The organism is Pseudoclavibacter soli DSM 23366, from assembly GCF_000423505.1.
Taxonomy (GTDB): Bacteria; Actinomycetota; Actinomycetes; order Actinomycetales; family Microbacteriaceae; genus Pseudoclavibacter_A; species Pseudoclavibacter_A soli.
In genome coordinates this window covers 539,023-565,126 of sequence record NZ_AUIC01000003.1, presented here as the reverse complement: position 1 = coordinate 565,126, position 26,104 = coordinate 539,023, and the positions used below count along the sequence as shown (strand labels likewise).

The 26,104-nt window shown below is 64.9% G+C and carries 22 protein-coding genes, 1 tRNA gene, 1 pseudogene and 1 riboswitch; of the genes and pseudogenes, 17 read left to right on the top strand and 7 right to left on the bottom strand.

All coding sequences use genetic code 11. The features are described from left to right. Nucleotides 1–52: 52 nt before the first annotated feature. Entirely contained in the window at nucleotides 53–2,962 is a 2,910-nt protein-coding gene (locus tag G557_RS0102615) for a UPF0182 family membrane protein (protein WP_028244850.1), read from the top strand. Here the strand turns inward: G557_RS0102615 and G557_RS0102610 are convergent. Both G557_RS0102610 and G557_RS0102605 read right to left on the bottom strand, forming a co-directional pair. After that, the gene (locus tag G557_RS0102610) at nucleotides 2,946–3,953 is read right to left on the bottom strand and encodes a hypothetical protein (RefSeq protein ID WP_028244849.1); all 1,008 of its coding nucleotides are present in this window, start codon (nucleotides 3,951–3,953) and stop codon (nucleotides 2,946–2,948) included. The two genes, G557_RS0102615 and G557_RS0102610, sit on opposite strands and share 17 nt — an antisense overlap. 61 nt (nucleotides 3,954–4,014) lie before the next feature. Continuing rightward, complete coding sequence (locus tag G557_RS0102605; RefSeq protein ID WP_156877049.1) at nucleotides 4,015–6,171, bottom strand: hypothetical protein; 2,157 nt, start codon at nucleotides 6,169–6,171, stop codon at nucleotides 4,015–4,017. A gap of 176 nt (nucleotides 6,172–6,347) precedes the next feature. Between G557_RS0102605 and G557_RS0102600 the strand changes: the two genes are divergently transcribed. Next, a tRNA-Met gene (locus G557_RS0102600) sits at nucleotides 6,348–6,421 on the top strand. A gap of 170 nt (nucleotides 6,422–6,591) precedes the next feature. Next, nucleotides 6,592–7,401 carry an SDR family NAD(P)-dependent oxidoreductase gene (locus G557_RS0102595; RefSeq protein WP_036960344.1) on the top strand — a complete coding sequence of 270 codons (810 nt, stop codon included), beginning with the start codon at nucleotides 6,592–6,594 and terminating at the stop codon, nucleotides 7,399–7,401. A gap of 1 nt (nucleotide 7,402) precedes the next feature. Here G557_RS0102595 and G557_RS11200 read toward each other — a convergent pair whose 3' ends face one another. Continuing rightward, nucleotides 7,403–7,687 carry a PLD nuclease N-terminal domain-containing protein gene (locus tag G557_RS11200; RefSeq protein ID WP_051224216.1) on the bottom strand — a complete coding sequence of 95 codons (285 nt, stop codon included), beginning with the start codon at nucleotides 7,685–7,687 and terminating at the stop codon, nucleotides 7,403–7,405. 118 nt (nucleotides 7,688–7,805) lie between these two features. Next, nucleotides 7,806–7,947, top strand: a riboswitch (FMN riboswitch). Between the two features lie 67 nt (nucleotides 7,948–8,014). On the opposite strand from G557_RS11200, the gene G557_RS0102585 reads away from it, so the two are divergent. From G557_RS0102585 to G557_RS0102555, 7 genes and pseudogenes are all read left to right on the top strand, one after another. Continuing rightward, nucleotides 8,015–8,617 (top strand): riboflavin synthase, encoded by a 603-nt coding sequence (locus G557_RS0102585; protein WP_028244846.1) that lies wholly within the window; start codon nucleotides 8,015–8,017, stop codon nucleotides 8,615–8,617. After that, nucleotides 8,614–9,219: pseudogene (gene ribB, locus G557_RS11195) on the top strand (3,4-dihydroxy-2-butanone-4-phosphate synthase); the annotation flags it as partial. The gene G557_RS0102585 and the pseudogene ribB, both read left to right, overlap by 4 nt. A 35-nt stretch (nucleotides 9,220–9,254) precedes the next feature. Further along, entirely contained in the window at nucleotides 9,255–9,740 is a 486-nt protein-coding gene (ribH, locus tag G557_RS0102575) for a 6,7-dimethyl-8-ribityllumazine synthase (protein ID WP_028244845.1), read from the top strand. Nucleotides 9,741–9,801: 61 nt separating this feature from the next. Further along, nucleotides 9,802–11,109, top strand: a complete 1,308-nt coding sequence (locus G557_RS0102570) for a Mur ligase family protein (RefSeq protein WP_036960340.1) — start codon at nucleotides 9,802–9,804, stop codon at nucleotides 11,107–11,109. A 2-nt stretch (nucleotides 11,110–11,111) separates the two neighbouring features. After that, nucleotides 11,112–11,879, top strand: a complete 768-nt coding sequence (locus G557_RS0102565; RefSeq protein WP_051224210.1) for a type 1 glutamine amidotransferase — start codon at nucleotides 11,112–11,114, stop codon at nucleotides 11,877–11,879. Nucleotides 11,880–12,033: 154 nt separating this feature from the next. After that, nucleotides 12,034–12,417 carry a DUF485 domain-containing protein gene (locus G557_RS11190; protein ID WP_051224206.1) on the top strand — a complete coding sequence of 128 codons (384 nt, stop codon included), beginning with the start codon at nucleotides 12,034–12,036 and terminating at the stop codon, nucleotides 12,415–12,417. A 4-nt stretch (nucleotides 12,418–12,421) separates the two neighbouring features. After that, nucleotides 12,422–14,038: a solute symporter family protein gene (locus G557_RS0102555; RefSeq protein ID WP_028244842.1), complete on the top strand. Its 1,617-nt coding sequence runs from the start codon at nucleotides 12,422–12,424 to the stop codon at nucleotides 14,036–14,038. Between the two features lie 45 nt (nucleotides 14,039–14,083). On the opposite strand, the gene pnuC is transcribed toward G557_RS0102555, so the two are convergent. Further along, nucleotides 14,084–14,827, bottom strand: coding sequence for a nicotinamide riboside transporter PnuC (gene pnuC, locus G557_RS0102550; RefSeq protein ID WP_036960336.1), 744 nt, complete (start codon nucleotides 14,825–14,827; stop codon nucleotides 14,084–14,086). Between the two features lie 60 nt (nucleotides 14,828–14,887). Between pnuC and gluQRS the strand changes: the two genes are divergently transcribed. The 4 genes from gluQRS (at nucleotide 14,888) to G557_RS0102530 (ending at nucleotide 18,983) form a co-directional block, all read left to right on the top strand. Beyond that, nucleotides 14,888–15,781: a tRNA glutamyl-Q(34) synthetase GluQRS gene (gluQRS, locus tag G557_RS0102545; RefSeq protein WP_028244840.1), complete on the top strand. Its 894-nt coding sequence runs from the start codon at nucleotides 14,888–14,890 to the stop codon at nucleotides 15,779–15,781. Nucleotides 15,782–15,825: 44 nt separating this feature from the next. After that, complete coding sequence (locus tag G557_RS0102540; RefSeq protein ID WP_051224203.1) at nucleotides 15,826–17,229, top strand: dipeptidase; 1,404 nt, start codon at nucleotides 15,826–15,828, stop codon at nucleotides 17,227–17,229. Between the two features lie 63 nt (nucleotides 17,230–17,292). Next, nucleotides 17,293–18,144, top strand: a complete 852-nt coding sequence (locus tag G557_RS0102535) for a carbon-nitrogen hydrolase family protein (RefSeq protein WP_211220506.1) — start codon at nucleotides 17,293–17,295, stop codon at nucleotides 18,142–18,144. Continuing rightward, nucleotides 18,144–18,983 carry a carbon-nitrogen hydrolase family protein gene (locus G557_RS0102530; RefSeq protein ID WP_036960334.1) on the top strand — a complete coding sequence of 280 codons (840 nt, stop codon included), beginning with the start codon at nucleotides 18,144–18,146 and terminating at the stop codon, nucleotides 18,981–18,983. The genes G557_RS0102535 and G557_RS0102530 overlap by 1 nt, the downstream gene beginning before the upstream one ends. Here G557_RS0102530 and G557_RS0102525 read toward each other — a convergent pair. After that, nucleotides 18,966–20,198 carry an aminotransferase class I/II-fold pyridoxal phosphate-dependent enzyme gene (locus tag G557_RS0102525; protein ID WP_051224200.1) on the bottom strand — a complete coding sequence of 411 codons (1,233 nt, stop codon included), beginning with the start codon at nucleotides 20,196–20,198 and terminating at the stop codon, nucleotides 18,966–18,968. The two genes, G557_RS0102530 and G557_RS0102525, sit on opposite strands and share 18 nt — an antisense overlap. A 100-nt stretch (nucleotides 20,199–20,298) precedes the next feature. On the opposite strand from G557_RS0102525, the gene G557_RS11185 reads away from it, so the two are divergent. Together G557_RS11185 and G557_RS0102515 are read left to right on the top strand one after the other, a co-directional pair. Then, on the top strand, nucleotides 20,299–21,951 hold the full coding sequence (locus G557_RS11185; RefSeq protein ID WP_036960331.1) for a S1C family serine protease: 1,653 nt from the start codon (nucleotides 20,299–20,301) through the stop codon (nucleotides 21,949–21,951). Between the two features lie 14 nt (nucleotides 21,952–21,965). Then, nucleotides 21,966–22,238: a DUF3039 domain-containing protein gene (locus tag G557_RS0102515; protein ID WP_028244835.1), complete on the top strand. Its 273-nt coding sequence runs from the start codon at nucleotides 21,966–21,968 to the stop codon at nucleotides 22,236–22,238. 13 nt (nucleotides 22,239–22,251) lie between these two features. Here the strand turns inward: G557_RS0102515 and G557_RS0102510 are convergent, their stop codons facing one another. Continuing rightward, the gene (locus tag G557_RS0102510) at nucleotides 22,252–23,580 is read right to left on the bottom strand and encodes a nicotinate phosphoribosyltransferase (RefSeq protein WP_051224197.1); all 1,329 of its coding nucleotides are present in this window, start codon (nucleotides 23,578–23,580) and stop codon (nucleotides 22,252–22,254) included. Nucleotides 23,581–23,664: 84 nt separating this feature from the next. Between G557_RS0102510 and rdgB the strand changes: the two genes are divergently transcribed. Further along, nucleotides 23,665–24,273: an RdgB/HAM1 family non-canonical purine NTP pyrophosphatase gene (rdgB, locus tag G557_RS0102505; RefSeq protein WP_028244833.1), complete on the top strand. Its 609-nt coding sequence runs from the start codon at nucleotides 23,665–23,667 to the stop codon at nucleotides 24,271–24,273. Here rdgB and G557_RS0102500 read toward each other — a convergent pair whose 3' ends face one another. Then, complete coding sequence (locus G557_RS0102500; RefSeq protein ID WP_028244832.1) at nucleotides 24,274–25,980, bottom strand: long-chain-fatty-acid--CoA ligase; 1,707 nt, start codon at nucleotides 25,978–25,980, stop codon at nucleotides 24,274–24,276. Nucleotides 25,981–26,104: the final 124 nt, after the last annotated feature.

Genomic DNA, 26,104 nt, shown 5'->3' with positions numbered 1-26,104 from the left:
GTGAAACCGACGTCCGACCATACCCCGAACGCCGCACAAAGGAGCGCACACAATGAGTGACCCGAAGCCCGCCGTATCGCCCAGCCGATCGACTCGCCTCATCGTCATCAGTCTCATTGTGCTGGGCGGTCTTGTGGCACTGCTGTACGCCGCAGCCTCCATCTGGACCGACGTGCTTTGGTATCGGCAGCTCGGCTATCTGCAGGTGCTCACCACGCAGTGGGGGTCAAGTGCAGTGATGTTTGTGATCGGCTTTCTCGGCATGGCCGCACCGCTGTGGCTGAGTATCTGGCTGTCGTTCCGCAGCCAACCCACTTATGTGCGAGTCAACGCCACACTTGACCAGTATCAGCGTGTGCTTGAACCGCTGCGCACCGGTATCACATGGGGGCTGCCGATCTTCTTCGGCCTGATCGCGGGCCTGGCTGCGGCATCCAACTGGACCACCGCACAGCTTTGGCTCAATGGCGTCGACACCGGCACGACCGATGCCCAGTTCGGTCTCGATCTTGGTTTTTACATGTTCGATCTGCCGTTCTATCAGCAGGTCGTTTCATTCGCCCTGATTGTCGTGCTGTTGAGTGCAGTGCTGCTCGTGGCGCTGTCATACCTGTACGGGGCGATTCGCATCGAGCAGCGCCGCCTGCGGGTGGCTAAGACCACTCGCGTGCAGCTGGCGGTCACCATCGCTGTCTACATTGCCCTGCAGGCCGTGCAGATCTGGCTGTCGCGGTATCAGCAGCTCACCGACAGCAGTGGGCTGTTCACCGGTGCTGGGTACACCAGTGTCAATGCGGTCATTCCTGGCCAGACCATCTTGGCTGCGATCGCCGTGCTCGTAGTGATCGGCTTCGTCGTTGCCGCCGTCACCGGGCGTTGGCGTGTGTCGCTGGTCGGCGGGGCTGTGCTGGTGGTTGCTGCACTGGTCATCGGTGTGGCCTACCCATGGGGCATTCAGGCCTTCCGTGTGCAGCCGAGCGAGCGCAGTCTCGAGCAGGAGTATCTGCAGCGAAACATCGATGCGACGCGGGCAGCATACGGTCTCGACGATATCGACGTCGAAGAATACGACGCGGTGACCACAGCGCAGGCCGGTGCGCTGCGCTCCGACGTCGAGACCACCGCATCCATTCGTCTGCTCGACCCAGAGCTGGTCAGCGACACCTTCCGCCAACTGCAGCAGTACAAGCAGTACTACCAGTTTGGCGCCTCGTCAGACGCGGCGCTCGACGTTGACCGGTACGACATCGATGGCAGCAGCGTCGACACCGTACTCGCGGTGCGTGAGCTCAGCCAGCAGTCCAGCGACAGCTGGTACAACAACACCATCGTCTACACGCACGGCTATGGGGTGGTCGCAGCATATGGCAATCAGGTCACCTCTGATGGCAAGCCGATCTTCTTCGAGAGCAACATTCCGGTCAGCGGTGCGCTTGAAGACTACGAGCCGCGCATCTACTTCGGTGAGAACTCTCCCGAGTATTCCATCGTCGGCGGCGATGACGGCGGCAGCCCCAACGAGCTCGACTACCCGGCCTCGAGCTCTGCCGAAGGCGACGATACCGCGTCGAGCGATTCGAATCAGACCTACACGACCTTCTCAGGCGACGGCGGCCCGGTGCTCGGTGACGGGCTCACCAAGCTGCTCTATGCCATGAAGTTCGGTTCCATCGAGATTCTCACCTCCGACGCGGTGAGCAGCGGGTCGCAGATTCTCTACGATCGCGATCCGGTCGATCGTGTGCAGAAGGTAGCCCCTTATCTCACCCTCGACAGCGACCCCTACCCGGCAGTGGTCGACGGGCGAGTGCAGTGGGTCATTGACGGGTACACGACATCAAACAGCTACCCGTACTCCAACAAGGTGAGTTACAACTCGGCGATCAACGACAGCACACAGTCGACCACACGGACGACCACCGACAGCATCAACTACGTGCGCAACTCGGTCAAGGCCACAGTCGACGCCTATGACGGTTCGGTGAAGCTCTATGCCTGGGATACCGAAGATCCGGTGCTCCAAACGTGGCAGAAGGTCTTTCCGAGCACCTTGGCGCCGATCAGCGAGATGAGTGCCGAGCTGCTCTCGCATGTGCGCTATCCCACTGATCTGTTCAAAGTGCAGCGCCTGCAGCTGGGCACGTATCACGTGACTGATGCCGGATCGTTCTACTCGAACGAAGATGCCTGGCAGGTGCCGGCCGATCCACAGGCAAGCACCGATTCCGGCGCTAAGCAGTCTCCTTACTACTTGACGATGAAGCTGCCGGGGCAGAGTGATGCCGCATTCACGCTGTACAGCACGTTCATTCCCGTGCAGCAGTCATCGGGGAGCTCTCGCAATGTGCTGCGTGGTTACCTTGCCGCCAACGGTGATGCCGGGTCAACCGCAGGCGAGAAGTCAGAGAGCTATGGCAAGCTGACGCTGCTCCAGCTACCGGGTGAGACGAACGTGCCGGGGCCGGGTCAGGTGCAGAACCTGTTCGACTCAGACAACACCGTCTCAACCGAGCTGAACCTGCTGCGCCAGGGGCAGACCACAGTCACCAGTGGCAACCTGCTGACGTTGCCAGTGGGCGATGGTCTGCTCTATGTGCAACCGGTGTATGTGCGATCTACCGGCGAGACTTCATACCCGCTGTTGCGCAAGATTCTGGTGGCATTCGGCGATCAAGTGGCCTTCGAAGACACTCTTGACGCTGCACTCGATGACATCTTCGGGGGAGACTCTGGTGCGGTTGTGTCTGATGGAGCCGGGGCTTCGTCATCCGGCAGCTCCTCGACGACTGATGGTTCTCCGTCGAACGTCGACGGCTCTGCTCTGAACCAGGCACTCGAAACTGCACGCCAGGCGCTGCAGGAGCGAGAGGCGGCGCGGGTGTCAGGCGACTGGGCAGCCTACGGCACAGCCGATGCCAAACTGCAGCAGGCGATCAACGACGCAATCAGCTCCCAGCAGTGATGTCGGCGTAGAGCTGTTCGCGTACGCCGAGCAGGCTGTTGTATTCGTCGATGTCTGCGTTGAGTCGCGCCACGCCCACGTTGATCGAATCGGCCTCGGCGTTCAAAGCGACTTGGCGCTGCCGCAGTGCGTCGAGTTCGTTGTTGAACGCGTCGACCGCCGACGTGCTGGTGCGATCGACTGAGGCGCGCCGTGCCTCTAACGCGGCTGCGTCGGCCTCGTATTGGGCTAATGCAGCATCGTAGTCGGCAGAACGTTGTTCGAGAGAGGTTCGGGCCTGCTCAATTGATGAGCCCAGGCTCTCGATCTGTGCCTCGTTTTCAGTGAACTGGCTACGGTAGCTCTCATACTTCTGCAGCACGATGCTGCGGTCGGTGAAGAGCGTGGCGTAATACGACTCCAAGTCATCGCCAAGGTCGGCGACTTCGGTCGCCAGAATGGAGTGCAGCTCGTTCGCGCGCTGGCCGGGCTCGCTGGTCTCGTAGGCCGCCATGCGTTCGTCTAACTCGTCGGTGCGCACGCGGTCATAGGCATTCTCCAACTGCGACGTCAGCTTGGTCTTCGTCTCGAAGTCGAGGCGATCCCAGGCTGCGTGCAGCGCCTCGTGCGCGAGAGTCACCTCGCGGATGCCGTCGAAGCGGGCATCGGTGATGTTCGAGACGAAGACACGACCTTCCGGGGTGTAGCAGCCGAGCACGGCCCCCTCTTCATCGTCGGTGCCGCAGCGCTCAACGAATTCATCGTCGGACAGCAGCTGAGGCTGCGTGCCATAGAGGCGAATCTTGGCGCTATCGGTGAGGCCGACCGATTCGGCCAGAGCCTTGACCTCCGTGTCGACGGGGTGGATCAGCGCGGTGAAACGGTCGCCGAGGGTGCTCGGCTGCAGCCAGAGTGCTGCAGCACCAAGTGTGGAGAGCACGACCAGCACGGTAATCAGCCAAATGAGAAAGCTGTGAGTGCGTCGTTGTGGAGCGTAGCCATAGCCGGTCATGAGTCCCCCTCGTGTCTGGTGTCGCTCCAAGCGTAGTGGCAGAGCTCATGACCGGCAGGCATCACCGTCGTGCGGTTCGCCAGATCAGCGAACCGATGCCAGCGAGCGACAGCATCGTTGCCATGGTGAGGAGCAACGGGATGCTGGTGGGCATGCCCGCTGTCTCAGCGAGCGCAGGAGAGGCGACGAAGCTCTCTGAATCTGCCCCACAGGCGCCCTCGTCGATGACGGTCGCAGTTGTGCCAGTCGGGGTCGTCACCTCAGCGATGAGTCGGTGCCGGAAACCATATGCCCCTGCCTCGTTCACCGTGACCGCCGCTGATGTGTATCGTCCGGTGGCATCGACCACTTGATCATCTGGCTGCCGCCAGATTGCCGAGTCGCACACAGGCGCACTGTCCAGAGCATCGCCGTACCGATACAGTGAGAAATTCAATCGGAGGGTCACCTGCTCGGTGGCATTCGAGGTGGGGATGGTACCAATCACCTCGGCTTCGTCGGTGGTGGCGTCGCCAGTTTTCACATGCGCAGCTGTGCGTGTGGTCGCGCTCGGACGTTCGAGCGTGATCGTCTCGTCAGGCAGCAGGTGGCGTCCGTTCCAAGCAACGGTGCTGACGGTGCTTTCGATGCGTTCGCTCCAATAGAACGTGGGCCACTGATCCCGCCCGATGAAGCTTGACCAAGGCACATCGATACCTGGGGTGACTACTGTGCCGTCACCGGTGATCGAGGTGGTCACAGTGCCGACCAAGACGGCGTCGTCAGGTGCGCTCTCGACGCCGCCGGCGACGGCACGCTCGTTGGTCATCCATAAGTCGGAGCTGATTTCTAGCGTTTGCTCAGGGTCGTTGCCGGTCACTGCGATGACGTCGGCCAGCTGACCGTCGACGATCTCGGTGGTTTGCGTGCTGACATTGGGCTGCCAGGGCACAACGGTCTGCTCGCGTTCGTCGTGGAATCCGGCGGTGAACTCCGCAGCAAACCAGCGGCGCAGTGCTTCGGGCTGGTCGTCAAGGCGGAATGACACGACGGGGTAGTACCAGCCGGGCTGATCTGCGACACGTGATGAAGTGGCCACGTAGTCGCCTGGGCCGGTCGCGGTGACCAACGTCGAGTCGAACAGTTCCACGTCATCGGGCACCGAGGGCGAAGGTTTCTGCTGTCGTTCGGAGTAATACCAGTCGACGCGGTAGGCGGCGGGCACTGGCTCGGAGGCGCCAAGAGGAGTCAACCAGGGGCTTTCGGGCGAGCTGGCTGCGTGCACAATGTCGGTGAGTGGAGCAGGTGTGCTCCGGCTCGGGTCGAATTGCCGCCAGGTGTCTGCGGTGCTCTCTGCGGTCGGCGAGAACGTATGCACGACAGACGCCGAAGAGTTGGCGGAGAGAGACTCCCATTCGCCGCCGGCCATGATGCGTTGCGCTTCGGCGCGATCGGGCTGGGCGATCAACAGATACGGGGCCGGTGTAGATTGCTTGACGTTCACGGTGATGACTCCGGTGCCGGTTGCGCGTATCGTGGCGGTCTGATCGGCGACGGTGGTCAGTGTGCGCGTGCCTGAAGTCTCCCAGATGCCGGGACCGTCGATCGTTGCTGTGAGTTGGCTGGTGAAGGCGTAGCCATTGGCGTTGCGTGCGGTGCGCAGAGCGACTGCGGAGCGCTGGCCTCCGTCGAGAGGTGTGATCTCGGGAGTTGCCAGGGCATAGGGTCCGTGTCGCTCGGCGCTCTCACTCCAGAGTGCATCAGCCTGGGCGGCGGCATCGGCTGTGAGTGCATCAGACGAGTTGGTTGAGAATCCGGTGCCAGAATGCAGATGGAGCAGGCGGTACACCGCGCGTGCAGTCTGCGGGTCTTGCGTGTCGCCGTACACCGAGAGCACATAGGCGAGTCGCTGCAGATGAGTGCCCGTGAGCGTTTGCCCATAGCGCGCGGTGTATTCGTCGACTCGCTGCCAGGGCTCGTATGAGTAATCGCCTTGGATGGGCGAACTCAGCCCAGGGTCGAACGCGCACCAAGTGATGCGGCCGTCATCCAGCCGGTAGCTGCCCATCCAGAGGCCGTCGGATACGGTGCCTGCGTAGGCTGCTCCGCCGCCCAATGCTTGAGCGCTTGGAGCGCTCGCGGTGCCGAACAGCGACAGTGCGACCACCATGGCCATGAGCACCACGGCGGCAATGGGTTTGGAGAGATGCGAGCGCATTTCTGCGGAATGACGTGACATAGAGACCTCCGTGATCGTGAACAGGGATGTGGGGGTGCTCTGACGTTATGGGCGCTGCGCTGCGCAGACTTGTTCACGGGGCGCCTTGTGGAGAGATTCGACCAGAGTCGCGCCTGTGTAGAAATGGTGCAGGTGTTGGCAGGGTGTGGAAGATGTGGTACAGTCGGTGTTTGTGCCGCGGGGTGGAGCAGTTCGGTAGCTCGCCGGGCTCATAACCCGGAGGTCGTTGGTTCAAATCCAGCCCCCGCAACAAGGCAAAGGCCCTGTTAGTCAGTTGTTTACTGCTAGCAGGGCCTTTTTCTGCGCTCATGCGCGCGCTCGTTGGTCAGCCGGTATGTTCGTTGGTCACAGGGAGGCCTGGCAGCGGCGAGCGATGGCGCAGCGTGACCAACGAACACACATGGCCGTAGACTCATGCGCATGAGCACTGCCTGGATCGACACCACCCGCTACCTCGGACGCCACGCTGTTGTCACTGGAGCCAGCTCCGGACTCGGCGAGGAGTTCGCCGAACGTCTGGCGGCCGCCGGCGCCGTCGTGCATTTGGTTGCCCGCCGCGCCGATCGACTCGAGGGCATCGCCGCACGACTGCGCCACCGTTACGCCGCGCAGGTGCACGTGATCGCGGTCGATATCACCGCGCCGGATGCCGTGGCCAAGGTGCGCGAATCTGTCACCAACGCTGGTGGTCGCGTGGGCATCTTGGTGAACAATGCCGGATTCGGCACGTTCGGCCCGTTCGAGCACGAAGACCCGGAGCGTATCGCGCAGGAGGTGGACCTCAACGTGCGGGCGCTCACCACCTTCACGCGGGCGTTCATCGACGACCTGCTGGCAGTGGGCGACGGCACCGTGATCAACGTTGCGAGCACTGCCTCGTATCAGCCGGTGCCGTACATGGCCGTCTACGCGGCGACCAAAGCATATGTGCGCTCGTTCACCGAGGCGCTGTGGGGCGAGTATCGGCGCCGCGGGCTTCGGGTGATCGCGCTCTCGCCCGGACCCACCCGCACCGAGTTCTTCGACGTGGTGGGCACCGATCGTTTCGACGTGGGGCAGCATCTCAGTGTGCCGCAGGTGGTTGATCGGGCCTTTCGCGAGCTCGAGCGGCGCAGCCCGGCACCGTCAGTGGTCGCCGGCCTGGGCAATGCCCTCGGCGCGACGCTGGCGCGATTGGTGCCACGCCGTCTGCTGATCGCCGGAGTGGCCAAAGCCCTCGGCGAGCACTAGATCAGTCGTCGGCGTCAGCGGCCTTCGCTGGCTTAACCACGACCTTCTTGGGCTTGATGCGCCCGAACGCGAGATATGAGGCTGGGCCCACCCAGTTCACCAGCAGAGCCGGTGCCCAGCCCGCCTTCGAGCCGCGAATCTGCGACTCGGGCCGACGCACGAGATCGAACGCGGCGTAGGCTGCCAGGCCGATCTGCGCTACGGTCAGCGTGACAGTTGCCACGCGCTGGCCGGTCGACAGGCGCTGCAGCTTCTTCTCGGTCAGTTCGCTCTTGGTCTTGCCCATCGCTGTCCTCCTCGTTGCACAGTTCCCCTTGAGCCTAGCGCGTCGCCGCATTCGTGACGCTTGATGTCTGCGGAGTTGTCGGCCGCTGCGGCGAGGAGCATACTGAGAGAAGCTAAACAAGTGCTCACGGGGTCGGTGTAATTCCGAACCGGCGGTTATAGTCCGCGAACCTCGGGTGCTCATTCTTCTGGTGGGTGCCTGCGGCCGAGCCGGTGAAACTCCGGCACCGACAGTCACAGTCTGGATGAGAGTCAGCACTGATCGGCGTGTTGTCGCGCACCATGCGCGGCACGGGCCGGTGTGTTCCCCGTGCGCAGAGAGGAACACATGTTCACCGGTCTCATTGAGGCCCGGGGCACGCTCTCCGATCTGCGCCGTCATGATCGCTCCGCCGACGTCACTATTGCAGACGTCGACTTCGCCGCTGACCTGCGTCGCGGTGATTCGGTGGCGGTCAACGGCGTGTGTCTGACCGTGCTCGATCACACCGACACTCAGTTCACCGCAGACGCGATGCCCGAAACGCTCGCCCGCACCACCCTCGGCGCGCTGCCAATCGGCCGCACGGTCAACCTCGAACGTGCACTGCGCGCCGACGCCCGCCTCGGTGGGCACATCGTGCAGGGCCATGTGGATGCGGTGGCCGCGTTGGTCTCGCGCACCCCGGTCAGCGATTCGCTCGTGCTGCGCTTCGCGCTGCCCGGCGAGATCGCCGATCTGTTGGTCGCCAAGGGGTCCATCGCCATCGACGGCGTCTCACTGACCGTCAGCGCTCGCGACGACGATTGGTTCGAGGTGTCGCTCATTCCGCAGACGCAGGCAGACACCGACCTCGGGGCGCTCGCCGTGGGTGACCAAGTCAATCTCGAGACCGACGTGCTCGCTCGCCACGTGCGACAACTGCTGGCCGCCACTGCAGGAGGCGCATGATGATCGGCACCATCGCCGAAGCGGTCGCCGCACTTCGGGCCGGCAAGCCCGTGCTGGTCGCCGATGACGAACACCGCGAGAACGAAGGCGACGCAATCATCTCGGCCGCGCTGGCCACGCCCCAATGGATCGCCTGGATGATTCGGCACACCTCCGGGTTTCTCTGCGCGCCCATGCCGGCAGAGTTGGCCGACCGGCTCGATCTGCCGCCAATGGTCGAGCACAACCAAGATCCCAAGCGCACGGCCTACACGGTGACCGTCGACGCGGCTGGGGGCATCACCACAGGCATCTCGGCCGCCGACCGCACCACGACGCTCAACGTGTTGGCCGATGCCCGCTCGACCAGCGCATCCCTGCTGCGACCCGGGCATGTGGTGCCTCTGCGTGCCCGCGATGGCGGTGTGCTCGAACGCGCCGGCCACACTGAAGCCGGAGTCGATCTGATGCGCATCGCCGGGCTGCCGCCGGTGGCCGCGATCGCAGAGATGGTCGAAGACGACGGCACGATGACGCGTCTGCCTGATCTACAGCGCATCGGTGAGCGAGAGGGGCTGCCGGTGATCACCGTCGCACAGCTGATCGAGTGGCGTCGCGAGAGCGCGACTGCCGCGCCAGAGCTTGAGGAGGTCGGCGCATGAGCGGCCAGGGAGCGCCCGAACTCACCGTTGACGGCACCGGTCTGTCGGTGGCTGTTGTGGCTTCGAGCTGGCACACCGAGGTGATGGATGGCCTGATCGCCGCCGCTGAGCAGTCGTTGCGTGCCAGCGGGGCGCAGTGGCGTCTCGTGCGAGTGCCCGGCAGCTTCGAACTGCCGCTCGCGGCCCAAGCCGCGTTCGCAGGCGGGGCAGATGCGGTGGTCGCGCTGGGCGTGATCATCCGCGGTGGCACGCCGCACTTCGAGTATGTGAGTCAGGCGGCAACCGACGGGTTGCTGCGTGTGGGGCTCGACGCCGGCAAGCCGGTGGGATTCGGTCTGCTCACCTGCGACACTGAGCAGCAGGCTCTGGATCGTGCCGGACTACCCGGGTCGGTCGAGAGCAAGGGTGCTGAGGCTGTTTCAGCTGCGCTCGGTGCCTGGCAGGCAGCCCGAACCCTCGCAGCGGGCAACGGTCAAGACTGAGCTGTGAATCGCCCGGCGTGGAGGCCGGTGGTGTCGGCGGTCGCGTTTACAATTGGGCGTTATGAGCAACCCCTTCGTCGTCGCCATCGGCCGCCTCACCAGGCTGGCTGCTCGGCTGCGCGGAGGAGGCTCGGCACTGCCCGGGCTCGTGGTTGAGCGGTTGTCGCCGCGTTTTATGGCCGACACCCTCGCGCAGCTGCCGCAAGGTGTGCTGCTGGTGTCTGGCACTAATGGCAAAACCACCACCACTCGCATCATCACGCAGGTGCTCGAGGCTCAAGGGCTCAAGGTGTTCACCAACCCCACCGGCTCGAATTTCACGCGTGGCGTGGTAGCTGCACTGCTTGGCGAGGTCGACTGGCGCGGCGAGCTGCACGCCGACATCGCGGTGCTCGAACTCGACGAGGCGCACGCGGTGCACTTCGTCGAGCAGGTTCGCCCGCGGGTATCGGTGCTGCTGAACGTGCTGCGCGATCAGCTCGACCGCTTCGGCGAGATCGACACCACCGCCGAGCTGCTCGGCACCGTGGCTCGAGCCACCACCGAGACGGTCGTGCTCAATCGCGAAGACCCGCGGGTGCGTGCCATCGCCGAGACGCTGCCAGAGAGCACCGATGTGCGCTACTTCGGCTTCGCCGAGGGGCTCTCCCAGCTGTTTCCCGATGACGAGAGTCTGCACGACGGCCACGAGTCGCGAGATGTGCACGTCAGCTCCGCGCTGGCGCGCCACACCCCGCACGCCGATGTGCGTCTCGACGTGGTCGATGGGCAGCAGGTGGCCTACGAGATCGACGACACCTCATATCCGGTCACGCTGCAGCTGAGCGGGGCGCACAACGCGCTCAACGCCGCGGCCGCACTCGCCGGAGTGCGGGCGCTAGCGAGCGCCGAGCACCCCATCGACACCGGCGAGCTCATCGACGCGCTCGGCACCGTCACCGCGGCGTTCGGCCGTGGCGAGGTGCTGAAGGTGTGGGGGCGGCCGGTGCGCATCACGCTGGTCAAGAACCCGAGTGGCTTTCGATCTTCGCTGCGCTCCGCCGAGCCTCGCGAGTGTGTGCTCATCGCCATCAACGATGCCTATGCCGACGGCCGCGACCTCAGCTGGCTGTGGGATGTCGACTTCAGCGCGCTGCGCAAACGGGGGGTGTCTGCCGTCTCGGGCGTGCGCGCGGCCGAGATGGCGCTGCGGCTGCGTTACGACTTAGTCGATGTCGATACCGTCGAACCCGACTTCGCCAAGGCGCTCGCGCACGTGCTCAACGACAACCCCGGGCTACCCGTGCGTATCTTCGCCACGTATACGGCCATGCTGCGGCTTCGTCGCGAGCTGGGGCAGTACACCACCGTCACGCGAATGGGGGAGTGATCATGGCGCAGACGAACCCGATCACAGGTGAGCCCGCCGATGAGGTAGGGCGCCCGATCGACATCGTGCAGCTCTACCCACGCGAGCTCAACATCTATGGCGACTGGGGCAACACTCTTACTCTGGTGCGGCGTCTCGAATGGCTCGGCTACGTGCCGCGGGTGCACGACCTCGAAGTGGGCGGGCCACTGCCGCGCCGCGCCGACATCGTGATCGGTGGCGGTGGGCAAGACTCCGGCCAGGCGCAGGTCTACCGAGATCTGCTGCAGCGCGAACGATGGCTGCGCGGGCTCGTCGACCTGGGTATACCCATGCTGCTGGTCTGCGGGTCATATCAGCTGTTCGGGCGCAGCTTCGACACTATCGGCGGCCAGCAGCTCACCGGCATCGGCATCCTTGACGTGACCACCAAGGGAGAGAGCGACCGGCTCGTGGGCAACGTCATCGTCGACACCGAACAGTTCGGCCCCATTGTGGGGTTTGAGAACCACAGCGGCCAGACTTTCCTGGGCGAACAGGTCGAACCTCTCGGACTGGTGCGGCCAGGCCACGGGGCCGGCAACAACGGCACTGATCGCACCGAGGGGGCCCGCCGCGCCAACGTGATCGGCACCTACCTGCATGGTTCGCTGCTGCCCAAGAACCCCGCAGTGGCCGACTATCTCATCGGCGCTGCCTTGGCCAACCGCTATGGCATACTCACCACACCGTCGCTCGACGACCCCTATGTGGAGCAGGCCCGCAGTGTGGCCATGTCGCGCCCGCGCTGAGGCCTGATCGAGCCTCCTATATCTCAAATCACACTGAACAGCAGCACCCAGCTGCCCACCTGAATCGGTGATATACGATGCGCGTATACGATTCGAGCATCCTTGTGCGCCCTCGATAGATTGATGCAAATTCCCGACGAGGCAAGGAGGCCCCGTGGCGCACAACGCATATGTCGATGCACAAAGAGGTGAGATCGACTACATCGCCGTCCAGGCATCACCAGAGTTCAGACAGCTGAAGAAAAACCACCGCGGCTTCGTGCTGCCGGTGCTCGCCATCGCATTGGTGTGGTACTTCGGCTTCGTGGTGGTCGCCATTACCCAACCCGCACTGATGGCCACGCCGGTGATCGGCCGACTCAACCTCGGCATCGTGCTCGGGCTGGCCCAGTTCGTGACGACCTTCGCCATCACTATGTGGTACGTGTCGTTTGCGAACCGCACCCTCGACCCGCAGGCGGAGCGCCTGCGCGCCGAGCTGAGCGCGGCCGAGAACGAGGCCGCGAAGATCCACAGCACCGCAGCAGCAGGGGAGTGAGCGCATGAACAGCTTCATTACGGTGGCCGAGACCACCAAAGAGAACAACCCGATTCTCAATATCGGCATCTTCGTGCTCTTCGTGGGCGTCACCCTGTTTGTGGTGATTCGCGCCAGCCGCAAGGGCAATAAGTCGGCTGACGACTTCTACGCTGGCGGCCGCGGCTTCAGCGGCGGCCAGAACGGCACGGCGATCGCCGGCGACTACCTGTCGGCTGCGTCGTTCCTCGGTATCACCGGTGCCATTGCGGTCAGCGGCTACGACGGCTTCTTGTACTCGATCGGCTTCTTGGTCGCCTGGCTGGTGGCATTGCTGTTGGTGGCCGAGCTGCTGCGTAACACCGGCAAGTTCACTATGGCCGACGTGCTCTCGTTCCGTCTGCAACAGCGGCCAGTGCGCTTGGCTGCGGCCGTCAGCACACTTGCGGTGACCTTCTTCTACCTGCTGGCCCAGATGGCCGGCGCTGGCGGTCTCGTCTCGCTGCTGCTGGGCATCAACGACCACCTCGGTCAGTCACTGGTCATCGCCATCGTGGGCGTGCTCATGATCGTCTACGTGCTCGTCGGCGGCATGAAGGGCACCACCTGGGTGCAGATCATCAAGGCCATCTTGCTGATCAGCGGCGCGGCAGCCATGACGGTCTGGGTGCTCGCACTCAACGGCTTCAGCCTGAACAGCCTGTTCGAGAACGCCGTCAACGCCGCGGGCACCGAGGCGATTCTGGCTCCGGGTCAGAAATACGGCAAGAATCCGCTCGACTTCATCTCGCTGGGCGCGGCTCTGGTGTTCGGCACCGCAGGCCTGCCCCACGTGCTGATGCGCTTCTACACCGTGCCCACGGCCAAAGAGGCCCGCAAGTCAGTGGTGTGGGCAATCTGGCTGATCGGTCTGTTCTACGTGTTCACTCTGGTGCTCGGCTACGGCGCTGCGTACATCATCGGTGCCGATGAGATCAAGGCTGCTCCGGGCGGCGTGAACTCGGCGGCTCCGCTGCTGGCGCTCGAACTCGGCGGTCCGATTCTGCTCGGCTTCATCTCGGCGGTGGCCTTCGCGACGATCCTCGCGGTTGTCGCTGGTCTGGCCATCACCGCGGCCGCATCGTTCGCCCATGACATCTACGCCAGCGTGATCAAGAAGGGCGAGAAGGTTGCGCCCGAGACCGAGGTGAAGATCGGCCGCTACACCGTGGTGATCATTGGCGTGCTCGCCATCGTCGGCGGTATCGGGGTGCAGGGGCAGAACGTCGCCTTCCTGGTGGCCCTGGCTTTCGCAGTGGCGGCCAGTGCGAACCTGCCCACGATCGTCTACTCGCTGTTCTGGAAGGGCTTCACCACTCGTGGCGCGGTCTGGAGCATGTACGGCGGTCTGATCCTCACCCTGCTGCTGATCACCTTCTCACCGGTGGTCTCTGGCAAGGCAACCTCGATGCTCGGCGACGGCGTGAACTTCGCCTGGTTCCCCCTGGAGAACCCCGGCATCATCTCGATCCCGGCCGGCTTCCTGCTTGGATGGCTCGGCTCGGTCATCCCCGCGAAGACCAAGGAAGACCCCCGCCTCGAGGCCGAGATGGATGTGCGCTCCCTCACCGGTCATGGCGCAGAGGGTGCTGTCAGCCACTGATACTGAACATATCGGCTGACGCCGCAGGGATGGTCGGGGTCGGGCTCATTGCGAGCTCGGCCCCGACTTCTGTGCGCGGGCGTCGACGCGACGCCACACGAAGAAGCCGCTGAGCGTGAACATTCCGTAGAAGATGTACATCACGGCGGTGGCGTAGTATCCGGCGCTCAGCAGCAGCGGAACGCCGACGATGTCGACGGCGACCCAGATGAGCCAGAACTCGACCCAGCGCCGAGCCATGCCGTAGGTGGCCAGCAGCGAACCCATGAACGTCCAGGCGTCAGCCCACACCGGTTCGTATGAGCCCAGTGCCCGAAACAACGGAGTGAGGGCGACCGTGCCACCGACCAACGCCACGACGAGCGAGGCTCGGGTGCGCCACGACGCCCACTGTGGCAGCACGCCGTCATCAGCAGCGTCCGCCTGCCCAACCAGACTGGCGGCCTCTGCCTGTTCGGTCGCCGCAGTGCGTCGACGTTCGCGTACGCTCTGCCGCCAACGCGACCATCCCCACACCGATACCGTGATGAACATGACCTGTCTGCCCGCCTGGCCCAGCAGAGCAGGGGTGTCGGCCTGATGGGTGATGGCTCCAATGAACACCGTGAACAGCAGGGCGTTGCCGATGATGCCCACCGGCCAGGCCCACACCCGACGACGCAGGCCACCCAAGGCGCTGGCCAGGCCGAAGGCGTTGCCGATCACCTCGCGCAGCAGTAGGGGCTTCAGGTCGCCGAGCGGAATGGTGGCAGAGTAAAGCCACGTGATGGCGTTGACGAATGAGTCCATAGGGCGCCCCTCTGTGCTGGTCGGCTGTCATGCTACACCGGGCGGTGCTAGCGTGATGCCATGGTGACCCGAGATCTCGTCACCGGCGCGGGCCGGTTCGCGCCGTCGCCCAGTGGCGATCTGCATTTGGGCAACCTGCGCACTGCCGTGCTGGCCTGGCTGTTTGCACGCAGCAGTGGGCGCCGCTTTCTGCTGCGCATCGAAGACGTCGATCGGGCGCGGGCCCGCCCATGGCACACACAGCTTGACGATCTGCGCCTGCTCGGTCTCGACTGGGACGGCCCCATCGAGGTGCAGTCCGAGCATTTCGACCGCTACGAACGTGCGCTCACGCAGCTGCAACAAGCGGGCTTGGTCTACGAGTGCTTCTGCTCACGCCGCGAAATCGCGCAGGCAGTCAGCGCGCCCCATGGCATTCCGGGGCGATACCCGGGCACGTGCCGGTCGCTCAGCGAGGCCGAGCGCGCCGAGTGTCGCCGGCATCGACAGCCCGCGCTGCGCCTTCGTGCACCGGTTGACCACGCGACGGTGCACGACGAGTTGAGTGGCGACTATACCGGTGACGTCGACGACTTCGTGCTGCGGCGATCCGACGGAGAATGGGCGTACAACCTCGCCGTCGTGGTCGACGACGCAGCGCAGGGGGTCGACCAAGTGGTGCGTGGCGACGATCTGCTGAGCTCGGCACCCCGACAGGCGGTGTTGGCCCAGCTGCTCGGGTACGAACCACCGCGCTATGCCCATGTGCCGCTGGTGGTCGATGCGTCGGGCGAACGGATGGCCAAGCGATCGGGCGGGCTCACCCTCGCCTGCCTGCGCGCTCGCGGTGTGACCCCACCACAGGTGTTGGGCATGATTGCGCGCTCTCTGCACATCGACGCCGACACGCTGCCCGACCTGCTGGCACACTTCGACCCCGAGCAACTGCCGAGGCAACCGTGGCAGGTAGGATGACCCTGTCGCGCGCCTGCTGAGCCGGGCGCAGCAGAGAGGGAACCATGACCGCTGCCGCATCCACCCCGCTGCCACTCACCGCAGAGCTGATCGATCGCCTGCGCGATGCCGTGCAGGCCGAGCAGCCTCGGGCGCTGGCAGACCTGGCCGAGCTGGTGGCGTTTCCTTCGGTGGCCGATCCGGCGCAGTTTGACTGGAGCCATTCTCGCGCCGCAGCAGAATGGGTTGTCGCGGCATTCCGCGACGCGGGCGTGCCGGATGCCCACACCGTAGACACCGTCGACGGCAGCCAGACTGTGGTCGGCTGGGCCCCTGGGCCTGAAGGGGCTCCCACAGTGCTGCTCTACAGCCACTACGACGTGCAGCCGCCCCTCGACGAATCAGCGTGGCGCACTCCGCCGTTCGAACTCACCACCGGAGACGACGGCCGTCTCTATGGGCGTGGTGCGGCCGACTGCAAGGGCAACGTGGTGGCGCATCTGGCCGTGCTGCGGGCGTTGCGACAGGTGTTCGGCGAGTTGCCCGTGGGCGTGCGCATCATCGTCGAGGGCTCTGAAGAGCAGGGCGGTGCCGGCCTGGCCGATCACTTGGCCCGGCATCCGGAAGACTTTGCCGCAGACACCATCATCATTCTCGACTCGGGCAATGTCGGGGTGGGGCAGCCCACCCTCACCGTCTCGCTGCGTGGAGTGGCCGACGTGCAGATCACACTCGACACCTTTCCCACCCCCCTGCACTCCGGCCAGTTCGGCGGCGCCGCCCCAGACGCGCTGCAGGCGCTGATTCGGGTGCTCGACACCCTGCGTGACGAGCACGGCGACCTCAGCGTCGCCGGCATCGAGGCCCACCAGCGCTGGCAGGGCGCCGACTACGATGAGGCGCAGTTTCGCATTGACGCCGAACTCGACGAAGGTGCACAGGTGCTCGGCACCGGCAGCGTGGCCGACCAGCTGTGGGCCAGGCCCACCGTGACGGTGATCGGCATTGACGCGCCGGCTGTGGTGGGGTCGAGTGCTGCAGTGCAAGGGCATGCCGCCGCGCGCCTGAATCTGCGTGTGCCGCCGGGCATGGCTGCCGAGCAGGCGCAGCAGGCACTGGTCGAACACCTGCGCGCCGCCGTACCGTGGGGCGCCAAAGCACAGATCACCGTCGGAGGCACCGGCGAGGGCTTCGCCGCCGATGTGACCACGCCCGTCTATGCACTACTCGGGGCGGCGATGACCACTGCATTCGGCGCTCCCGTCACCTTCGCTGGCAGCGGCGGGGCCATCCCACTGACCAATGCCCTGCACGAGCGTTTTCCCGATGCACAGATCGCCCTGTTCGGCGTCGAAGACCCGGCGGCGGCTATTCACGCACCCAATGAGAGCGTTGACCCCAGCGAGATCGAACACATTGCGCTGGCCGAGGCGCTGCTGCTGGCAGCTCTGAGCCCCAGCGGCCACTGAGCACCCGCTAGACTGCGAGACGGGCGCGTCTTCGCCGGCGCGCCGCGGGAAGGAAGACTGACTGTGCCCACTCCTGAAGACTCTCTGTGGCTGACGAACACGGTGACGGTGGCGGCGGGGCAGTTTGCTCCGGGTGCTGACAAGGTTGAGAATCTGCGGCTGATCACGATGTATGTGCAGGAGGCTGCCGATCGCGGCGCGCGGCTCATTGTGTTTCCTGAGTATGCCTCGTATTTCAGCGGTCGGTTGGGCGAAGACTACGTGAATAATGCCGAGCCGCTCGACGGGCCATTCGTGCAGGCCATCGCCGCGTTGGCCGAGCGCTACCAGCTGCACATCATCGCCGGGCTCAACGAGCGCACCGAGATCGAGGGCAAGTTCTTCAACACCATCGTGGCCGTCTCACCGGCGGGGGTGACCGAGTCGGTGTATCGCAAGGTGCATCTGCTCGACGCCTTTGGGCATCGCGAGTCGCAGTGGGTCGCTCCGGGACCTCTTGATGCTCCCACGGTCTTCGAAGTCGATGGCATTGCCGTGGGCATTCAGAGCTCTTATGATCTGCGCTTTCCCGAGCTCACCCGACGCCTCGTCGACGCCGGAGCCGAACTGGTCGCGCTGCCCGCGCACTGGGTGGGCGGCCCACTCAAAGAGCTGCACTGGAACACCCTGGTGCAGGCCAGAGCCATCGAGAACACCGTCTACGTGGTGGCCGTCGGCCAGTCGGTGCCGCACGGCATTGGCCGGTCGCTGATCGTCGATCCGATGGGTGTGGTGCTCTCGGCTGCGGGTGCCGAAGACGCGTTTCTCAGCACCGAGGTCAGCCTGCAGCGCACGGCCCAGGTTCGTGCGGCGAACCCTGCGCTGCAGATGCGCCGCCTGCGGGTCACCGTGCCTGCGGCCGAGGAGCGCAACTGATGGGGCCGACGGCGCTCACGGTGGCGGCGGGGCAGTTTGCTCCGGGTGCTGACAAGGTTGAGAATCTGCGGCTGATCACGATGTATGTGCAGGAGGCTGCCGATCGCGGCGCGCGGCTCATTGTGTTTCCTGAGTATGCCTCGTATTTCAGCGGTCGGTTGGGCGAAGACTATGTGAATAATGCCGAGCCACTCGACGGGCCGTTCGTGCAGGCGCTGGCCGGGCTCGCCGAACGCTACAATCTCACGATTGTCGCTGGCATGCTCGAACAAGTCGATAACGAACGACGCTTCTCGAACACCATCGTCGCCGTCTCGCCACAGGGCCAGATTGTCGCCGAATACCGCAAGGTGCATCTGTTCGATGCCTTCGGGCATCGCGAGTCGCAGTGGGTGGTTCCGGGCCCGCTGGTCGACCCGCAGATCTTTGACATCGACGGTCTGCGTGTGGGCATCCAGACCTGCTACGACCTGCGCTTTCCCGAGGTCACTCGCCGTCTGATCGACTTCGGTGCCGAGCTCGTGGTGATTCCGGCACAGTGGGTGGGTGGGCCACTCAAAGAGCACCATTGGAGCACCCTGGTGCAGGCCAGAGCCATCGAGAATACGGCCTATGTGCTCGCCGCAGGTCAGTCGATTCCACACGGCATCGGCCGGTCGCTGATCGTCGATCCGATGGGCGTGGTGCTCTCGGCCGCAGGTGCAGAAGACGCGTTCATCAGCGCTCGCGTGCAGCCTGAGCGCATCGCACAGGTGCGCGAGGTGAACCCCGCATTGGCCGCTCGCCGACTCGAGATCACCGTGCCGCAGCCAGGCGACTGCTCACCGATCGCGCAGTGACGCCAGCCTGGTTGCTGCGTCGCGCAGCACCGGTTGCTGTTTGCAGAAGGCGAAGCGCAGATATGGGCGATACAACTCGGCGTGCTCTGACCCAGCGAACGCGCTGAGCGGAATGGCCACTACACCGACCTTTGCTGGCAGTTCACGCGCCAGAGCGGTCGCGTCGGGCCACCCGAGTGCCGAGGTATCTGCCACGGCGAAGTAGGTGGCCGGTGCTGGGCGGGTTGTGAGGTCAGCGGCGTTGAGCCCCTCGACGAGAATGTCGCGGCTCTGCTGCAGCTGGTCTCGCACACCGTTGAACACGGCATCGGGCAGACGCAGACCGGTCGCGATGGCTGGCTGGAAGGGTGCGCCCGTGGTGAAGGTCAAGAACTGTTTGACCGTTTGCACTGCGCTGATCAGTGCCTTCGGGCCGATCGCCCAGCCGATCTTCCAGCCGGTGGTCGAGAAGGTCTTGCCGGCGGATGAGATGGTCACGCTGCGCTCGAACGCTCCGGGGATGCTCGCGAGGGTGGTGTGCACCGCGCCGTCAAAAACGAGGTGCTCGTAGACCTCGTCGGTGACCACGAGGGCGTCATTGGCCTCTGCGATGCGCACGATGCCAGCGAGCGTGTCTCGGTCAAGCACCGTACCCGTCGGATTATGCGGATTGTTAATCAGAATAATGCGTGTGCGCGGAGTGACCGCTGCCGCGAGACGATCAAGATCGAGAGTGAACAGCGGCGGAGTCAGCGGCACGCGTACATGCCGAGCGCCGGTCAGCGCGATGATGGCCGAGTACGCGTCATAGCTCGGGTCGAGCGTGACCACTTCGTCATCTGGCGTCACCAAGGCCAGCAGTGTGGCGGCGATGGCCTCAGTTGCGCCGGTGGTGACCAGCACCTCGCCGCCGGCATCGACGTTGACCCCATAGAAGCGATGCTGATGCTCAGCGATGGCTTCGCGCAGCTCGGTGGCACCGGGGCCAGGCGGATACTGATTGACCCCTGCGGCGATTGCCTGACGGGCAGCCTCCAGCACCTCGATGGGGCCGTCGGCGTCGGGAAACCCTTGGCCGAGGTTGATCGACCCAGTCTGCAGGGCCAACTGCGTCATCTCGGTGAAGACGGTGGCAGCGAGCCCACCGTCGGCATCGAGCAGCCCGGTGCCAGCAGCAACTCGGCGCCACGGCCCCGCGGGCAGGGAATCGGCGAAATGTGCAGTGTGGTCGACCATTCCCCCACTCTAGACTGGTAGCCGTTGCCACCGCTCAGCCTCGACACAGGCTGTGCACAGGCACTGAGAGCACGCTGAACTGCGAGCGAGAGGATCATCCATGTCGTCAACCCCAGAGACTCCAGAGCGTCGTTCTGACGAATCAGAGCAGACTGGTGCGAATGATCAGTCACTGTCGAGCGAGGCCCCCACGACGCCTCTCGAAGAGAGCGTGACGCAGGCTGCCGAGCAAGCCCCACTGCCCCCGTCGAACCCGGCACCCTCAGCAGCGCCGGTCGCCGACGCGAGCGCCACTGGGGCATCCTCAATCGATACCACCCAGACCGAGGCCGCACCGAATTCGCAGCAGCCCCAATACCAGCAGCCCCAGTATCAGCAGCCGCAATACGCGCCCACGCAGCAGCTGACCAACCCCGGTTATGACGCCTATGGGCAGCCGGTTTACCAGCCAGCCGATCTGGGGCAGCCAGCCGATGCCGGGCAGTCGGGCAGCTTCGGGCAGCAGGCTGACCCCGGTCAGCAGACGTCATCGAATGGGCGTTCGCGGCGGGGTCTCGGCACGGTCGGCCGCACCGTCGGCATTGCCGTGCTGGTCTCGGCGCTAGTGGGCGGTGGCGCCGGAGCAGCCGTGGGCTGGAAACTCTCGTCGAACGGCAGTTCTGCGGTGACCAGTGGCAGCTCGTCGAACGTCGTGATCAACAACCCTGAACAGGTCACCGACGTGACGGCTGCAGCAGCCAAGGCAGCTCCGTCAGTGGTGACGATCAGTGCCAGCACCAACGGTGAAGAGGGCACCGGATCAGGCGTCATTCTCGACACTGAAGGGCATATCGTGACCAACAACCACGTGGTCACCCTCGACGGGGCGACCAACAACGCCACACTGAGCGTGACCCTCAGCGATGGCAGCATCTACGACGCCAAGGTGGTCGGCACCGACTCGACCACTGACCTCGCGGTCATCCAAATCTCGGGGGCCAGCAACCTCACCCCCATCACCATCGCAGACTCGTCGGCTCTGAACGTCGGTGACCTGGCTGTGGCTATCGGTGCCCCGCAGGGGCTCGAGAACACCGTGACCAGCGGCATCGTCTCGGCGCTGAACCGCGCCATCTCGCTCAGCTCGTCTGAGGCAGATGACTCCGACAGCGGTTCGGGGTCGAACGGCGAGTCGAATGGGGGCGGAGGATATAACTACTGGAACGACTTCGGCAGCTCGCAGGGCAACACCCAGTCGACGTCGAAGTCGATCTACCTCTCGGTGATCCAGACCGATGCGGCCATCAACCCCGGCAACTCCGGTGGGCCGCTGGTCAACGCGAGCGGTGAGCTGATCGGCATCAACGTTGCTATCGCTACCGCGAGCAGCAGCACCTCAGACAGCAGCAGCGCCGGCAGCATCGGCCTCGGCTTCTCGATTCCGGCCAATGTGGTCTCACGCGTGACCAGTGAGCTGATCTCTGACGGCACCGCCCAGCACGGGCAGCTCGGAGCCACCGTGACCAGTGCCACGGCAGATGACGGCGCCACGGGAGCGCTCATCAAGGGTGTCACCTCGGGTGGCCCGGCCGAGGCCGCCGGGCTCAAAGAGGGCGACATCATCACCAAGGTCGACAATGTGCGCATCACCGGCTCTGATCATCTGATCGGCACTGTGCGTCAGTCGGGCCCCGGCACTAAGATCACTGTCGAGTACCTGCGCGACGGCCAGACCCAGACCACCGAGGTCACGCTCACCGCCGCCACAGAGTAACGACGGGAGACGCCATGCCCACTGATGATCCGTTCACCGAACTCGAACGTGAGCTCGACTCGGGCAGCATCGCGCTGCTCGAGCGCGAGATGCGCGAGCTCGAAGAAGACGGCGACCACGATCGCTTTGCGCACTACGTGCAGAAGGAGAAGATCTTAGAGTCTGCGGTCAACGGCACCCCAGTGCGGGCGCTCTGCGGCAAAATCTGGACCCCAGGGCGTGACCCGGGCAAGTTTCCGGTCTGCCCCGAGTGCAAAGAGATCTACGAGCGCATGAGCGAAGAGTAGGCCTCTCGGGCACTCATTCGAAGATACTTGGGATGGCCTGCTCGCCTCGGGAGAGTCGGCGGCCGTTTGCGGGCAGCTCTTCGAGTGCACGTGCGTGATGCTCGCGTGCCGCGAGTGTGCCGGCGGCACCCAGATGCTGCTGCTCGGGCACCCCGCGAGTGATCAGTGGCACCAACAGTGAGCGATCGTTGTCGTCTCGGGCAGCCGACTTCTCTACTGCGATGACCTCGGCGGTGGCACGCCCACGCGCACCGATGCGGCGGGCGGCGTCTTTGCGCCCACCGCGATGGGCCTTGCCAGCGCTCGCCTTCTCGACTGCCGTCCAGGTGCCGTCGGCGTTCTCGCGGCTGGTGAGTTTGTAGACCATGCCCGCGGTCGCGTGGCCCGAGCCGGTCAGCACCGCAGTGCCCACGCCATAGCTGTCGACTGGGCTGGCCTGCAGAGCGGCGATGGCGTGCTCGTCGAGATCGTTGGTTACCGTGATCTTGGTCTCGGTGGCACCCAGCGCATCGAGCTGGCGGCGCACAGCGGCCACTGTGCTGGCGAGATCGCCAGAGTCGATGCGCACACCACCAAGCTTGGGGCCGGCGACTTTGATCGCCGTCTCGACGCCCTGCGTGATGTCGTAGGTGTCGACCAGCAGCGTGGTGTCGGTGCCCATGGTCTCGATCTGGGCTCGGAAGGCATCTTCTTCGGTGTCGTGCAGCAAGGTCCAGGCGTGGGCTGCGGTGCCCATAGTGGGGATGCCCCAACGGCGGCCAGCCTCCAGGTTCGACGAGGCTGAGAATCCGGCGATGAACGCCGCACGCGTACCCGCGACCGCGGCGATTTCGTTCATGCGCCGCGAACCCATCTCAGCCAGGGGGCGCCCCTGTGCCGCCGAGGTCATGCGGCTGGCCGCGCTGGCCACGGCGGAGTCATAGTTGTAGACGCTCAATGCGAGAGTCTCGAGCACCACGCCGTGCGCGAAATCGGTCTCGATGGTCAGCAGGGGAGAGTGGCCGAAGTAGAGCTCGCCCTCACGGTAGCCGAAGGCGTTGCCCGTAAAACGATAATCGGCCAGCCACTCGATAGTCTCGGGGCGAACCACCCGCTCAGCCCGCAGAAACTCCAATTGCGCATCGTCGAAGCGGAACGACTCGACCGCCTCGAGCAGGCGACCGACCCCGGCCACAACGCCGTAGCGCCGGCCATCCGGCAGGCGGCGGGCGAACAGCTCGAACAGCGACGGAATCTCGGCAGTGCCGTCGGCCAGTGCAGCATCGAGCATGGTGAGCTCGTAGCGGTCGGTCAGCAGAGCGGTCGAAGCTCGGGCGATGGAAGACGAGGGTGCATGGCGCATGCTGCCACTGTAACACCGCGTGTTCAGACCTGTTCAGCGTGAAATCTGCGTCGGTCTGGCGGCCCAGCTTGAGATAATGACCGCATGACCGAACTGATCCTCGCCAGCCACAACGCCCATAAGCTCAGCGAGTTCCGCGCCATCGTCGCGCAGGCCCTACCGCTGGCTCGACTCGAAGAGTATGAGGGGCCCGCTCCAATCGAGTCGGGGGTCACCTTTGTCGAGAATGCGCTGATCAAAGCGCGTGCCGCAGTTGCGCAGGATGGCCGCCCCGCCTTCGCCGACGACTCCGGCATTGCCGTCGACGTGCTTGGTGGTTCCCCCGGCATCTTTTCGGCGCGGTGGGGTGGTGCACAGGCCGGCGATGAGTTCAACCGACGTCTGCTGCTCGAACAGCTGGCCGATGTGCCCGACGAGCATCGCGGGGCAGAGTTCGTGGCGGCGATCGCCTTGGTCGTGCCTTCGACAGACGGCGCCGCACCGCGTGAACACACCGTGGTGGGGCGTTGGCCGGGCACGATCGCCCGTGCCGAGCACGGCACTGGCGGTTTCGGCTACGACCCGATCTTCGTGCCAGACGGGTTCGAGGTCACCTCAGCCGAACTCACCGCGCAGCAGAAGAACGAGCTCTCGCACCGTGCTCGCGCATTCCGGGCGCTGGTGCCGATTCTCATCGAAGAGTTCGGCAGCTGATCAGGCAGCCGGCTGGGTGCGCCCGAACAACAGGTCGCGCACCTTGCGGCGCAGCACTTTGCCCACCATTGAAGTCGGCAGCGATTCGACACTGATGAAGTTGCGTGGCACCTTGTACCGGGCCAGCGTCTGTTGGCAGAAGGCCCGCAGCGCGGCCACATCCAGAGTGCTGCCCTCGCGCAGCACGAGTGCAGCCGAGACTTCTTCGTTGCCAGAGGGCTGTGGAGCACCCACGACCGCAGCCTGACGCACATCAGGGTGTGAGCACAGCACTGCCTCGACCTCGCTCGGCGAGACGTTGAACCCGCCGGTCACGATCAGCTCTTTGATGCGGTCGACCACGGTGATGAAACCATCGTCAGACATGGTGACGATGTCACCGGTGCGCAGCCAGCGTCCGTCGATGAGCATCTGCGCCGTCTCCGCCGGGCGGTTCCAGTACCCGACGAACACCTGCGGTCCGTCGACGATCAGCTCGCCCGGCTCACCGGGAGCGACTTCGCGGGTGGGGTTTTCGGGGTCGACTACGCGCACGTCGGTGCCGGGAAAGGGAACGCCTACGGTGCCCGAGCGGCGCGACGGCCCCATCGGGTTGCCAGCGATGATCGGTGAGGCCTCGGTCATGCCATAGCCTTCGACGAGCAGTCCGCCGGTGATCTGTTCCCACCGCTGGGCGCTCTCTGCGCTGAGCGCCATTGCGCCCGAAATCGAGAAGCGGATGCTGTGCAGGTCGATGCGCCCGGCCTCGGCCGCCGCGCTCAGGCGGTCGTAGATGGGCGGCACCGCGGCCAAAAAGGTGACTGGTCGGCGGCGCTGCCCGGCCACGAACAGATCGAGGTCGAACTTCGGCATCAGCAGCAGACTGGCGCCCATGGCCACGCCGTATGACAGGCAGAGCGTCAGCCCATAGGCGTGAAAGAACGGCAGCACGCAGGCGAACGTCTCGGCGCCGGGGCGCAGCCCGGGCACCCACGCTTCGCCCATCAGCTGGTTTGCGCGCAGGCTGCGGTGCGTGAGCATAGCGGCCTTTGGTGCACCGGTGGTGCCCGAGGTGTACTGCAGCACAGCCACATCGTCGAGGGCGGGCAGGGAGATCGTGTCGGCGATCGGCGGCGTGGTCGCGGCCATCCGTTCGAAACGCAGATGTGGAGCCTCAACATTCGCCCCCAGTGTCGCACGCGCGGCGCGGGCCTTGGCCACCGGCAGGCGCAGCGCCAGGCGGCGCGACAGCGGCAGTGCGCTGATCAAGCTGACGGTGATCAGGTGCTCGGGGCGGTAGGGGGTGTCGAAGGATGCGATGGTGTCGGCCACAGCGTCCCACACGATCGCGACTCGGGCGCCGTGATCGGCGAACTGATGCTGCAGCTCGTCACGGGTGTACTGCGGGTTGTGCTCGACGACGATGGCCCCGAGGCGCAGCACCGCGTAGAACGCGGCCACATGCTGGGGGCAGTTGGGCATCACCAGCGCCACGCGGTCACCGCGGGTCACGCCCAGACCGCGCAGACCTTCGGCCACAGCGTCAACCTGCTCGCCGAGCTGGCGGTAGGTGAGCGTGGCGCCGACAAAATCAGTGGCAACACGGCTGCCGTAGTCGCGAACGCTGCGGGCGAAGGCGTGTGAGAGCGTGTCGTAGTGCTCGGGGATGTCTGGGGTCACGCCAGGCGCGTAGGAGGTTGTCCAAGGGCGAATGGTCTGATGAGACATGGCGGCTCCGATGCGGCGCGATACGACAGGGTGATGCTCACATTACTTGGCGGCGGTGCGGTCTTTGCGCAGCGGCGCACGGAATCGCCCGCACCAAGTTGTGGCATATACACAAAACCCCCGC

Excerpts from the sequence above, each read along its gene's own strand:
- G557_RS0102615 (WP_028244850.1), top strand. The coding sequence starts at position 53 with ATGAGTGACCCGAAGCCCGCCGTATCGCCCAGCCGATCGACTCGCCTC.
- G557_RS0102610 (WP_028244849.1), bottom strand. The coding sequence starts at position 3,953 with ATGACCGGCTATGGCTACGCTCCACAACGACGCACTCACAGCTTTCTC.
- G557_RS0102605 (WP_156877049.1), bottom strand. The coding sequence starts at position 6,171 with ATGTCACGTCATTCCGCAGAAATGCGCTCGCATCTCTCCAAACCCATT.
- G557_RS0102595 (WP_036960344.1), top strand. The coding sequence starts at position 6,592 with ATGAGCACTGCCTGGATCGACACCACCCGCTACCTCGGACGCCACGCT.
- G557_RS11200 (WP_051224216.1), bottom strand. The coding sequence starts at position 7,687 with ATGGGCAAGACCAAGAGCGAACTGACCGAGAAGAAGCTGCAGCGCCTG.
- G557_RS0102585 (WP_028244846.1), top strand. The coding sequence starts at position 8,015 with ATGTTCACCGGTCTCATTGAGGCCCGGGGCACGCTCTCCGATCTGCGC.
- ribH (WP_028244845.1), top strand. The coding sequence starts at position 9,255 with ATGAGCGGCCAGGGAGCGCCCGAACTCACCGTTGACGGCACCGGTCTG.
- G557_RS0102570 (WP_036960340.1), top strand. The coding sequence starts at position 9,802 with ATGAGCAACCCCTTCGTCGTCGCCATCGGCCGCCTCACCAGGCTGGCT.
- G557_RS0102565 (WP_051224210.1), top strand. The coding sequence starts at position 11,112 with ATGGCGCAGACGAACCCGATCACAGGTGAGCCCGCCGATGAGGTAGGG.
- G557_RS0102555 (WP_028244842.1), top strand. The coding sequence starts at position 12,422 with ATGAACAGCTTCATTACGGTGGCCGAGACCACCAAAGAGAACAACCCG.
- pnuC (WP_036960336.1), bottom strand. The coding sequence starts at position 14,827 with ATGGACTCATTCGTCAACGCCATCACGTGGCTTTACTCTGCCACCATT.
- gluQRS (WP_028244840.1), top strand. The coding sequence starts at position 14,888 with ATGGTGACCCGAGATCTCGTCACCGGCGCGGGCCGGTTCGCGCCGTCG.
- G557_RS0102540 (WP_051224203.1), top strand. The coding sequence starts at position 15,826 with ATGACCGCTGCCGCATCCACCCCGCTGCCACTCACCGCAGAGCTGATC.
- G557_RS0102530 (WP_036960334.1), top strand. The coding sequence starts at position 18,144 with ATGGGGCCGACGGCGCTCACGGTGGCGGCGGGGCAGTTTGCTCCGGGT.
- G557_RS0102525 (WP_051224200.1), bottom strand. The coding sequence starts at position 20,198 with ATGGTCGACCACACTGCACATTTCGCCGATTCCCTGCCCGCGGGGCCG.
- G557_RS11185 (WP_036960331.1), top strand. The coding sequence starts at position 20,299 with ATGTCGTCAACCCCAGAGACTCCAGAGCGTCGTTCTGACGAATCAGAG.
- G557_RS0102515 (WP_028244835.1), top strand. The coding sequence starts at position 21,966 with ATGCCCACTGATGATCCGTTCACCGAACTCGAACGTGAGCTCGACTCG.
- G557_RS0102510 (WP_051224197.1), bottom strand. The coding sequence starts at position 23,580 with ATGCGCCATGCACCCTCGTCTTCCATCGCCCGAGCTTCGACCGCTCTG.
- rdgB (WP_028244833.1), top strand. The coding sequence starts at position 23,665 with ATGACCGAACTGATCCTCGCCAGCCACAACGCCCATAAGCTCAGCGAG.
- G557_RS0102500 (WP_028244832.1), bottom strand. The coding sequence starts at position 25,980 with ATGTCTCATCAGACCATTCGCCCTTGGACAACCTCCTACGCGCCTGGC.